Genomic DNA, 11,930 nt, shown 5'->3' with positions numbered 1-11,930 from the left:
ACGCGTTGTTCGCTTTTGGGTGGGGCCACGTTCGAAGGCAGGGGTTCAGTGGCAGGAGTGAAGCACGGGGTTCTTCCAGTGCGCTCGTCGTTGCAGCAGGTTTGGCCACTCTTTCTGGTGCCCGCCGCCGTTTGTTTGGTGCTGCTGGCTTTCGGGCTGGCAAGCGGAGTAGGAACGACGACGGCGCAACTCGCCGGTGACTTAGCCATCCTCCTCGCCGCACTCACCGCGCTGACCACCCACACCCTCGCTGCCCGAAGGCGCCGGGACCACAAGGCAGCACGCTGGTTCGTAGTGGCGGGTCTGGCGCTCTGGTCCTGCGCCCAAGCATTCTGGGCGTTCAACGGAGTGGCACTGGACCACGCCTATCCCTTCCCCTCCGCCTCGGATATCGGGTTCGTTGGCTATGCGTTGCCCGTCGCCGTCGGGCTTGTCCTACTCCCCAAGGGTGACGGGCCCCGGATGTCACTGTGGCGGGCGGTGCTGGATGTCGGGACTGTGGCGAGCGCCGTCTTGTTCATCGCCTGGGGCACCGTTCTTGGACCACTGATCGAAGCCGGCAACACTGATACTCTGGCTTTCCTGACCACCTTGGCCTACCCGTTTGTGGACGTAGTAATGGTCTCTCTGGTGATCGTCTTGACCATGAGGGCCGCCCGTGGCCGAAGACTTCCATGGCTGTGCCTGGGACTCGGCTTCCTGGTTCTGGCGCTGACCGACCTCACGTATGTGAGGCTGACCAGCGAGGGTGTCACCGGCATCACCGGATCTCCCTTGGCGCTGGGCTGGGTTCTTGCCTTCCTCCTGGTTGCACTCAGTCCTTTGGCGCCGGAGACAAGCAGCACCCGGAAGGACGGCCGCAGCTACGCCGCCATCCTGGAACTTTTGCCGTACGTCCCGGTGTTCATGGCTGTCTTCTTCAACCGAAGTCGCGCCATCAACGTCAATGACCCCATCCTGCTGGTCACCGGCTTGGTGGTTTTGGGGTTCGTCATCGTGCGGCAGGTGCTGATCGTCGTCGAGAATGTGAGCCTGACCCGCGATCTCGAGTCAAAGGTGGCCGCACGGACGGCCGAACTTGAGGGTCTCGGAGCAATCGTGAACTCCTCCGGCGACGCCATCATCGGCGAAACCCCGGATGGCGTCATCACCAGCTGGAACCCGGGCGCCGAGCGTATTTTCGGCTACCCGGCGTCGGAAGCCGTTGGCCGGAAAGGCGACTTCTTTGTTCCACAGGACTTGGTGGAGAACGAACGCCAGGCGTTGGAAGTTACTGCCCAAAGCGGCGGCGTGCAGAACTACGAAAGCCAGCGCCTACGCGGTGACGGAGAGGTTATCCCGGTGTCCGTGACACTCTCGCCGGTTCGGGGTGACTCCGGCATTCGTGGCGTCGCCACCATCTCCCGCGACATCACCGAACGCAAAGCCGCCGAGAAGGAACTCCTCGCCGCCCGCGAAGCAGCTTTGGAGGCCAGCCGTCTCAAATCCGAGTTCCTGGCCACCATGAGCCACGAGATCCGGACTCCCCTCAACGCGGTGATCGGCCTGACCTCGCTCATGATGGACACGCCCCTGAGCGAGGGCCAGCGGCAGTACGCCCAGGGAGTGAAGGGCGCCGGCGAAGTACTGCTGACCCTCATCAACGACATCCTCGACTTCTCTAAACTCGAAGCCGGGAAAGTAGACCTGGACATCAACGTCTTCGACCCCCGGGCTCTGGTGGAAGAAGTAGCGGGGCTGGTTGTGGAAGCTGCGCAGGGGAAGAACCTGGAGCTCATCTCCTACTGCCACCCGGACGTTCCCGCTCGCCTGATGGGCGACGCTGGCCGCATCCGCCAAATCCTGCTGAACCTCTCTTCCAACGCGGTCAAGTTCACTCCCTCCGGTGAGGTGGAAGTCCAGGTCTCCGTTCTTGCCCAGCACGCCGGCAAGGCGTCGTTGCGCTTCGAGGTGAGGGACACCGGCATTGGCATCACCGCCGAAAATCACCAGAGACTTTTCGAATCCTTCGCCCAAGCGGACGCCTCCACCACACGCCGCTATGGAGGGACGGGACTGGGCTTGGCCATCTCCCGGCGCCTCACGGAAGTCATGGGTGGCAGGATCGGCCTGGACAGCGAGGTTGGAGTTGGCAGCAGGTTCTGGTTTGACCTTGATCTCCCCGTTGGCCCGGCAGCCTCGGACACGGAATCTTTGCCAGCCAGCCTGTCCGGACGCCGGGTATTGGTGGTGGACGACAACGCAACCAACCGCCTGGTGCTCGAAACACAACTGGCCAGCTGGGGAATGTTTCCCCTTTCGGTTGCCGACGCCGCGTCCGCACTGGACGAGTACCGGTCCGCGGCCCTGTCCAGCCACCCCTACGACATCGCGGTGGTGGACATGTGCATGCCCGATATCGACGGCCTCCAGCTTGCCCGCAACATCAGGGACGAGAGCAACGGCTCCGGCAGCCCGGGGATCATCCTGCTGACCTCCACCATGCAGGTGGAAAGGAGCGACCTCACCTCGGCGGGAATTCGCGAGTACCTCACCAAACCCGTCCGCAGCTCCGAACTCTACAACCGTCTATTGCGTGTGCTGGCCACAAAGACAGCTGGCATGCCTACCCCGCCGCCAATGGCCCACCCGGTTGAATCGGCGGATCCTGTGCCGCGGCTCGGCAAGCTCCTGGTGGCCGAGGACAACGAAGTCAACCAGTTGGTGGCACGCGGCATGGCAAACCGCCTCGGCTATGAAGTGCACATAGTGGACGACGGCGAACAGGCCGTTTCCGCCGCGCTGACCGGCACATACGCAGCAGTGCTCATGGACTGCCACATGCCCGTCATGGACGGCTTCGATGCAACCCGGGCCATCCGAGCCCGCAACGGCCACTCCGCCCGGATTCCCATCATCGCCATGACGGCCGGTGCGTTGGATGAGGACCGCGAGCGCTGCTTCGCTGCGGGCATGGACGACTACATCAGCAAGCCCGTGGATCTCGCCACACTCGCTGAGGTCCTCTCGCGCTGGGTACCGCAAACATCGACGGCGGACGTCGGGGTGGATGCCGCGGCTGCGGCGGACGTCCCGCAACAGCAGGCGGCAGCACCGGCGTCGAACTCCGTTGTTCTTGAACTCGAGCGGCTGCAGATCCTGCGCGAACTTGGACCCGCCGACGGTTTGGGCCTGTTGCCCGAAGCCGTCAGGGCTTTTCGGCAGGACTCCCAGGGAGCCTTGGATACATTGCGTGCTGCACTGGAAAACGGACAAGCCGCGGAATTGGAAGCGGCAGCGCACAAACTCGCGGGCGCGGCCGCCAATATTGGAGCGGGCGGCGCTGCCGGCCTTTGCAAGGAACTGGAACGGCTCGGACGCGATGCTGGACCGGAACTGGGATCCACCGGAGCGCTGCTGCTGGATAAATTGCACACTGAACTTGCCCACGTGGACGAGGCACTCGAGCGCACACTTACTGAAGCACACTCACCTGGAGCACCGTGAAAATCCTCATTGCTGACGACGACCAGATCTCCCGGATGATCACCAAGGCCGCCGTCGAGCAGTCGGGCCACGAGTGCATCGTGGCCGTCGACGGCGACTCGGCGTGGCAACTCTATAAAGAGCACAGCCCGGAAGCTGTCGTGACCGACCTGATGATGCCCGGCCTCAACGGGCTGGATCTTTGCCGCGCCATCCGGGCAGCCGAAGAGGACCGGTATACCTACGTGATCCTGGTGACCTCGCACGGTTCCCGGAAAGACGTACTGGCCGGAATGGAAGCCGGAGCAGACGACTATGTCACCAAGCCCCTGGATCCGTTCAGCCTGCACATCAGGCTCCTGGCTGCCCAACGCATTACCTCTTTGCATGCAGACCTGGCCCGGTACCGTTCCGCGCTGAGTGAGCAGGCTCGTACCGACCCCCTTACAAAACTCCACAACCGCCTGAAACTGGCCGAAGACCTGGGTGCCCTGCATAGCGGGGGCGTGACCGGGCACAACTACTGCCTGGCCATGGTGGACGTGGACAACTTCAAAAGCTACAACGACATCTATGGCCATCAGGCGGGCGACGCCGCATTGGTTGCCATCGCCTCGACGCTGGCTAGCGAAGTCAGGAAATCCGACGCCGTCTACAGGTTCGGCGGTGAGGAATTCCTGCTGGTCCTGCGGGATCAGGAGGCTCCCGGCGCTCGTATGGTCATGGAGCGTGTCCGCTCTGCAGTGCAGTCCCTGCGCATCGAGCACTCCGGCGATCCCGACGGCGTCCTGACCATCAGTGCGGGCATCTCGGCGTACACCGAGGGGCGCCGTGCAGGAACCGAGCAACTCCTGCGTGAAGCCGACCTTGCCCTGTACGCAGCGAAAGCCTCCGGCCGGAACCGGGTGACCCTGGCCGATGCCCTCCGCTCAGAGTGAGCTTGCCACATCACGGGTCAAGGTGATTTCAGCAGCTTCCCGGCTCACCACCCGAGAGCCAAACTTGTATCAGCACGTTGAGCTCTGAATGTTGCGGGCATTTACATTCCCGATGCCCGCCGGAAGGCGGTAATCGCCTGAGTTGCATGCCGTATTGTCTGTCATGGTCACATACGTCACCGGACGCTCGAAGTCGACTGCCCCGCCCGTGGTCTTGATGTCGTTGTCTTTGAAGGTGTTCCCCACGATCTGGATGTGATGGATTTGCTTCGTGCCGTCGTAGTAGGCGTCGTGCAACCCCCGCGGCGAACCCCAGACGGTGTTACCGGTAAGGTCGATGTTGTAGACAACCCCGGATCCTCCCGCAAGGTCGATCCCGGCGCCGTGACGGCCTCCGCGCACATTGTTATTGGCAATCCTGATGTCGTGAACGTCCTCATCGCCGTATGTGTGAACGGCGATACCGTCGTCGCCGTCAGTACCTTTGCGCTGGTCCACAACATTTCCAACAATGTCTCCGTTGCTCGTGTTCATCGCATGGATGCCATCCAGTTCCACGTACTTTCCGTTGGTTACCGACTCTGTGCTGCTGTCCTTAACACACCACTTCACACCGCCGACAAACGCGATTGAGTACGTAAACGGGTTCCTAGTATGAACACCCTGGACTAGCGAATTCATCGAATTGCGTACGTCAATCACGTACTCATTCAAGCGGCCCGGCACATTGCCGTTCAGTGTGTCACCTGATTGATCTGCCGTGAAGTTGGAGAGCGTCGTATTGTCGGCGCCGGCTGTCGTAACGATAGGATATCCGCCAGCGGGGCCAGTGTTACTCGTGAAGGAAGGACCAGCTTTCAGGATCGTTTCAGGGCCAACACCTTCAAGCTTTACATTGCTCAACATGCGCAGCTTGCCATTAAGAATGAACGTACCCCCAGGGATTTTTACCACTCCGCCGCCAGCATTTCCGGCCGCGTTTATCCTGCCTTGGATACTTGCAGTATCGTCGATGTAGCTCTTTCTGAGTTCGTCGGTGTCAAGCTGAAAGTGGCGTGTGCAGCTGCTGGATGACTTCTTTGTAGTCCTCAGTGCTGACTTTGTTTAGGACGTTGGCGTACTCCTCAAAGAGGTTCTCTTCGAAGCCGAACAGGAACATTGTCATCCCACATTCCAAGGCGTACCCCGGAGCAGTGCGCAATTGTTCGGCAAGGCTGTGTGACTGCGGTGAGCCGCCAGTGAAAGGTGACTCGGGAGGACCGGGGTTTTCACCGACCAGTCCCAGCCCTGCTCGCCGAGCCAAGGCGCTCGTGTACCTGTGGGAGGACCATTGTGATACGTCGTCCGTCAGCACGTTCTCGGTGTCAGTGGGAAGGCAGTGGTCTTGGCGCGGCACGGCAGCGGCCGCTCTCACGGCCGACACGTCATCCAAGCCGGTGAAGTCCACGTCCACGCCCGGCAACGTTGCGAGCACAGCGAACTGAACAGAATAGTCCAAGCCGCGTTCCTGGGCGCCATCCGGATTGGCCCGCCCGTCCAAGCCTCCTTCTATGGCTTTTGCTTTGTCATTCGGCAAGACTCCGCGGCCCGCTACCGGAACATGCACTCGCCCTTGATACCCAAGTTTCCGTAGCTCGCTTATCTGCCATACGGCTGCGTCCACCGTGGATCCGGAATACCAGTCCCACCACCGTTGGACCTGCTCGTCAGTTACGGACCGCCCATGCCATGAACGGGTGCCCGGAATCCACCCCGGCATGGGGGAAGGCGCAACGCCCTCAGCCAAACCGATGCCGTACTGGGGGGCGTCACCAAATGCCCAGTACTCGCGTTCATTTCCACCGTCACCGGGCCCTGGGTACCCCAGCTCCCCGCTGGCATTCGTGCCGACTCGTATTGCTGCTATGCCCACAAACCCCAGGTCCGATGTGACCAGGGCCAAGTACTTTTGCGCCGCATCCCGCACATTGGCACTGAATACGAGCTCGGCCCCCTCGTCCTTTGGCACACCCCCTGCGCTTCCCTTCAGCACACCTCCGGGCAGACGCCTTACCCAATCAGGCGGGTAATGCAGGCCAGGGGACAGAACCACAGCCAGGCCGGCCTCACGGCAACGGTTCAGGCGTTCCCGAACCTCCGCCACGTAGTGACGGTCCACCCGTCCGGCTCCCGGCTGATACCGATCCCAAGCCAACGGTAATTCGACTACGGACACGCCTGCGTCGTGAAGTGCTGCGAGGCGTTCAGGAGTGCACATGGCGCCCAGGACCCCGAAGGACAAGGGCTCCGGCGTTGGCTGGGTCTCCACACTGCAACCAACGATCACAGTTGCCATGACTATAGGCAGCAAGATAGAAGTGACAGGGCGTCTCACCGGTAGCCGCCCGTGACCGGAGGCAGTATCATCCCTCCGGCGATAGCGGCCTCGAGCTTTGTTCGGTCCAGCTGCCAAACAACTGTGTCACCGGAGGTTGGTCCAGTGAAAGTGAAAACCGGTTGGGCGTTCTCCTGCAGCCAAACCAGGAACTCAGGCGAAGCGAAACCGTAGCCCTCGCTCAGTTGCCTCCCCTGTGTTAGGACATACTGCGCATCGCGGTCATGCAGGGACTGCAAGGATGGCAGGACCTCCCACCCCTCATGCGGCATGAGCGCGAACTCACCGGTTACTGATGTCAAACCCACTTTGGAGGACGGGGGCAGCTCGGCGTTCATCCAGTCCCGGGCACGGACAAGTCCGTCATCGACTACTGACCTTGCCTGAACACCCAGAAAAAGACTGAGCATGGTCATGATTGCTGTGGCAACCATGACGACCCCCCGGAGGCTGGGCCGCCATTTCACCACCATCACAGCGGTTACGGGCACCGAGACCAGGGCAGCCAGCACCACACAGTAGCCAAACTGTTCCTCTGCCGCCCCGAAGAAGACGGAGTAGATACCCACCAAGCCGGTAAAAAGCGAGAACAAACCAATAGCCCGCCGTCCCACCAGCGGAGACATAGCAGTCACTGCCCCCGCCACGATGGAAAGGCCCAGTAGCAGATAGCTGGTGCCGAAGCGTCCGGCCAGGTCAATGAGCCGGTCTGTAAGGCTCACGCTGTGGACTGAATTGAAGCCTGTCATCTGAACGACGCCCATCATTCGAAGGACACCCACGGATTTTTGTTCAATGAACTGCGGAAACAGCCCGCTGGCAGCGATCAAACCCAGATAAATCAGGTAGGGAACTGTGGAGCATGCGAGGATTCGCAAGGCTGTTTGGAGGGGCACCGTTCTGCGCCAGACCACCGCGGCAAGTAACGGAACAACGGTGAACACGGCAGTCATGTCTTTCATTGCAATGGCCAGTCCGAAGACCAATCCGGCGCTGATTTCAAGCCACAGACGGGTTCGCCCCGACTTACGGTCGAGCAGCAACAGGACCAATAACCATCCCGATAGGACCGTCAGGCCAGCTGGAGTCTCCATCATCAACCGCCCATCCATGCGAAGGACAAACGGGTCGCTGGCCAGGATGACGCCAGCCACAACAGCAGGTCCAACACTCACCAGACGGCGAACCAACAGGAAACAGACAACCACCGCAACTGCTCCGAGGACACTATTGACCCAGCGCAACTGCAACACCAAATCCGTGGAGTGGCCTTCCAGGCCCAACACGCGGATGACCACAGCATTAAGGGCGTATGAGCCTGGGGGGTGCAGGAAAAACGGGGTGCCAAAGATTGATGGCATGTGCCCATCCGCTATTTGCCTTGCAATATCTGCATAGGTTACTTCGTCAATGAAGACGTCATTGGCCCGTTGAACACCGAACACCCGGAAGACCGTGGCCAACAAACCTACAAGGACTGCAACCCACAAGTGTCCCCGCAATGCCCTCTGCGAGGCACGGGCAGACCTCCGCGCTCGATTCCTCGGCCGAGATACCTTGAGTGCAATAGAAGTCATCAGGCACTGCCGTTAATAAGTCCGGGTACAAAGTACGATTCCGGTTTCAGTGGGATTACTCCGCTGGGGAATAGGGCATCTACCTGCGTGGAATACTGCCTGATTCGCCCGGGTTTTGCGTCGAGTCCGGTATCCCAGGTCCATGGCACAAAGCCCAACTTAGACATATGCGTTTCGTCCGGGCCGACAGCCAGATCATAGGGGAAGTCTGAGTACATCACGACGTTGGCCGGGTGTCCCTGGCCCAGCTCGCGGGTAATGAGGTGGTCCACATGCTTCCCCACCCCTGCCGGGCAAAACAACAGCTCGGCTTTGGTTTGTGCCATGAGTCCGGCGACGCCGGAGCGAAGCTGGCGGATGAGGGCTCGATCACCCTTGGCGATCCTTCCCAACGCGATGTCGAACCGGTACGTGGGGTAGCGGTGGGTGAGCTCCGGGAGCAGCCTCTCCCACGCGCCGCTCCCCAGCATCGGTGGCTTGCGTCGTCGAAACAGCGCGTCCACTTCACCGAGGTGGATGGACTCAACTCCCATGTCCTGCAGCACGGCGCGGTCCTCCGACTGCCTGGCCCGGAACAGGTCCCCAGCATCCGGAACGGTGCATTGGCGCATGAAGGACCGAGCCGCCCGTGTGTGGGGTGATGGCATTGCCTCAGTGAACAGCGTGGCCACGATGATCTGCCGCCCTTGGGCCTGGGCTTCAATAAGCGCGCCGCATGACAGGACTGCATCATCAAGATGGGGTGACAGGAACAACCAGGGGGCGTCGCCCCCCATGGAACGTTCAATTCGTGATTGGAGCGGCATTCAAGCCCTTTCAGCGTCGACGGCTTGGGGCCGCCGGGTTTGAGGATTTTTCAGTTCAGTGAGAGCCGTGCGGTAGGCCTGCGCCTGCTGGTCGGCGAGCGCATCCCAGTTGTAACCGGCGGCAAACTTCCGCCCTTGCTCAGCCACGTCCTCCAGCCCCGTTTGGGAGTATCGGGTGGCAATTTCATCAGCCAGGGCAAGAACATCGAAGGCCTCGACTATCCAGCCCGTGCCCGGAGGAATGATCTCTCTCAGGCAAGGAATGTCGAAGGCGATAACCGGAGTGCCGGCCGCGAGCGCGTCGATGGCCACTAGCCCGAACGTCTCGTGCCGCGAAGGCACTACCAGCAGCCGGGCATTGCTGAGAGCCTGGAACTTCCTATCCCCGGACAGCCACCCGAGCATCTGTACGCGCTTGGAGAGACCCTTGTCCCGAACGGACATGCGCAACCGTTCTTCGTCCGGGCCCGTACCGGCGATCAGCAGGTCGCCTTCTACCCTTTCGCAGGCGTGAGCCCAGGCTTCCAGAAGGAGATCCAAGCCCTTGTGCCCGTACTCCAGTCGTCCGATGAAGAGGACATCCTTCCCCAGCCGGGGTTGGTTGTTCCAGACTCCAGGATCTACGCCGTTGCCGATGACGTCCACATGCAGCTCCGGGTTCAGGTCCTGTAACCGATCTCCGATGCCCTGTGAGACCGAAATGAGCCTGCGGTGCTTCCGCACGCCCAGCCGCTCTATCCAGTGCAGGGGTAGCTTGTACTGCCGCGCCTTGTCTTTGGCGTGCAGCCACTGGACAACACCAATGGTGGGGCGCTTGGTCCAGAGCGGTGCGGCCATGGTGGAAAACGGGGCGAAGAAATCCTCCACCACTAGCTCGGTAGCTGACCGGCGCTTGCATACCTCAAACGGTAGCCGGGCCACATAGGCCACCAGCCTGGTCAATCGGTTCCCACCGGCGCCGAAGCCGATGGGCACATAGTGCACACCGTCCTCCACGCGTTCCTGCCAGCCCGGATAGCGGGTGGTCAGCACTGTGACGTGGAAGCCTTTTGCCGTCAGGCGGCGATTGATTTCGTGGGTTCGCACGGACCCTCCGCCTGCCCCGGGCATGCGTGGATCTTCAAAGCCCAAATGCAAAACTCTCATAGCTGTCTTCCCGTCTCTACATTTCTGGAGGGCACCCTGCCCGCTACAACTCCGCTGAATCCGGAGCAGTGGCATCGGCTTTGGGAAGCACGTCGGTGTAGCGCCCTATGCGACCGGCGGCCGGTCGTTTTGCTGCGTTTGCCGACCTGGCGCCGTCGGGAAATCTTGAAGTCATTCCTGCGCGGCAGCATGCCGCGCTGGTGAGCAAGAACGGTGGCACCGCTGATGCCGGCGAGAAGCAACCAGAGCAAGGGCTGCAGGTGGGCGGCGACGGCAAGGACCACGATCAAGGCGAACGCCAGGATGGCGAACCTGCCTGCCCGCTTTCCCGGGTTGGCAGACGCCAACACGGGACGCGCCAATAGTGTCAGGACCAGGCCGGCGGTCACGGCCCCGATGGCAGATCCCACGGCCATTCCCGAGACGGCGTTCAGCTGCCAGCCGATCCAAAGCCCGCCAATAACCAGAAGACACGCACAAGCGAGGCCGATTTGGCAGCGGCGGTAGGCACGCATGGCTAGGAGTATGGTGGCGAGCACCATCAGGACGGCATAGCCGAGACCGGAAGCCGCCAGCCATGGCAGGAGTCCAAGGGAGCCGTGATACTTCTGCGGAACAATGACGCCGGACATCAGGGGCGGTGCCGTGGCGATGATGGCGAAGGCCACCACCACAAGCTGTCCGAACGAGGCGAAAGAAGCGCCCAGCACCTCGCCGACCTTGACTCCAGGGGTGCGAAGCAAGGGAAATGCAACCAGCGCGGTTCCTGCAGCCACGTAAACGGGCCCCTTGGCAATGGTGGCGAGCGCTTGGAAACCCGCCGCCTCAACCGAGCCATTGTCCAGAAAGCCGACCACTACGACGTCGATCCCCACCAGCACGGACACAATGCACAGAACCGACGCGATATCGCTGGTTTCGGCCCATCGCCACTTCTCGAGCAACACGCGCGGACGCCAGCGGAGGTCCCGATAGAACGACCACGGCACCACCAGCGGCGCCAGGCACCCCGCGACAAAACCGAGCACCGCTCCCCCGGCACCCCATGCCATCAAGATCACCAGCAGGCTGAAGATCAACCGCAAGACAACCTCCCCGATGGTTGACACTGCGTACCACGTGAAGCGGAGTTCGCCCTGAAGCCACCCGGCAGGGGCATTCACAACAAAAATGACGAAGGCTGCCAGTGCCACCGCTGCTGCCAGGGCCGGGGTGGCGAGCGCGAGAGTCACACCGCCAGTGATGGCTGCTGCGGCAATACCCGCCAGGCAGGACACGAATACCGAGAAGGCCACGCCGTTCCGTCGCTCTTCGGAGCCTTCCGGATGCACTGCAACCACATGCGACAGCGGAAGCGGAACCATCGCGTTGGCCACGATCCCCACAACTCCGAGGATCATTGCGGCAGCCGCGAACTGTGTGTAATCCGCTGTCCCCAGCATGTTGGCCATAAGCAGCGTGCACGCGTAGCTCACCACGCCCACCAGTCCTGCGGACACAGCGAGGAAGCCACTGTTTTGAGCTATGTTGACGTCTTGATCCGGCGTCCTTTCCTTGCTTTCAGCCCTGGGCCTCAAGTTCACGGCGGTGGTTATGGCCTGTTCGGATAAATCCACTGATCAGC

The 11,930-nt window shown here is 61.4% G+C and carries 8 protein-coding genes; 2 read left to right on the top strand and 6 right to left on the bottom strand.

Annotated elements, in window-relative coordinates:
* The first annotated feature begins 48 nt into the window (after positions 1-48).
* Positions 49-3,486, top strand: a complete 3,438-nt coding sequence (locus ACZ881_RS08400) for a hybrid sensor histidine kinase/response regulator (RefSeq protein WP_476114156.1) — start codon at positions 49-51, stop codon at positions 3,484-3,486.
* A complete protein-coding gene (locus ACZ881_RS08395) occupies positions 3,483-4,403 on the top strand; it encodes a GGDEF domain-containing response regulator (RefSeq protein ID WP_420178871.1) in 921 nt (306 codons plus the stop codon). The genes ACZ881_RS08400 and ACZ881_RS08395 overlap by 4 nt, the downstream gene beginning before the upstream one ends.
* A 69-nt stretch (positions 4,404-4,472) precedes the next feature.
* Here the strand turns inward: ACZ881_RS08395 and ACZ881_RS08390 are convergent, their stop codons facing one another.
* The 6 genes from ACZ881_RS08390 to ACZ881_RS08365 form a co-directional block, all read right to left on the bottom strand.
* Entirely contained in the window at positions 4,473-5,105 is a 633-nt protein-coding gene (locus ACZ881_RS08390) for a hypothetical protein (protein ID WP_476114153.1), read from the bottom strand.
* Between the two features lie 337 nt (positions 5,106-5,442).
* On the bottom strand, positions 5,443-6,738 hold the full coding sequence (locus ACZ881_RS08385) for a hypothetical protein (protein WP_476114151.1): 1,296 nt from the start codon (positions 6,736-6,738) through the stop codon (positions 5,443-5,445).
* 35 nt (positions 6,739-6,773) lie between these two features.
* The gene (locus ACZ881_RS08380) at positions 6,774-8,138 is read right to left on the bottom strand and encodes an ArnT family glycosyltransferase (protein ID WP_476114149.1); all 1,365 of its coding nucleotides are present in this window, start codon (positions 8,136-8,138) and stop codon (positions 6,774-6,776) included.
* 215 nt (positions 8,139-8,353) lie between these two features.
* Positions 8,354-9,130, bottom strand: coding sequence for a PIG-L deacetylase family protein (locus ACZ881_RS08375; RefSeq protein WP_476114147.1), 777 nt, complete (start codon positions 9,128-9,130; stop codon positions 8,354-8,356).
* A 30-nt stretch (positions 9,131-9,160) separates the two neighbouring features.
* A complete protein-coding gene (locus ACZ881_RS08370; RefSeq protein ID WP_237715785.1) occupies positions 9,161-10,246 on the bottom strand; it encodes a glycosyltransferase family 4 protein in 1,086 nt (361 codons plus the stop codon).
* A gap of 56 nt (positions 10,247-10,302) precedes the next feature.
* The gene (locus ACZ881_RS08365) at positions 10,303-11,922 is read right to left on the bottom strand and encodes a lipopolysaccharide biosynthesis protein (RefSeq protein ID WP_476114144.1); all 1,620 of its coding nucleotides are present in this window, start codon (positions 11,920-11,922) and stop codon (positions 10,303-10,305) included.
* Between the last annotated feature and the right edge of the window lie 8 nt (positions 11,923-11,930).

This window comes from Paenarthrobacter sp. TE3676, from assembly GCF_056279165.1.
Note: the sequence above shows the minus strand (reverse complement) of the source record. Positions and strands in the feature narration are given on the sequence as shown.

What these genes read in the sequence shown, in the direction of transcription:
- ACZ881_RS08380 (WP_476114149.1), bottom strand. Translation starts at nt 8,138, where the DNA reads ATGCCATCAATCTTTGGCACCCCGTTTTTCCTGCACCCCCCAGGCTCA.
- ACZ881_RS08375 (WP_476114147.1), bottom strand. Translation starts at nt 9,130, where the DNA reads ATGGGGGGCGACGCCCCCTGGTTGTTCCTGTCACCCCATCTTGATGAT.
- ACZ881_RS08385 (WP_476114151.1), bottom strand. Translation starts at nt 6,738, where the DNA reads ATGGCAACTGTGATCGTTGGTTGCAGTGTGGAGACCCAGCCAACGCCG.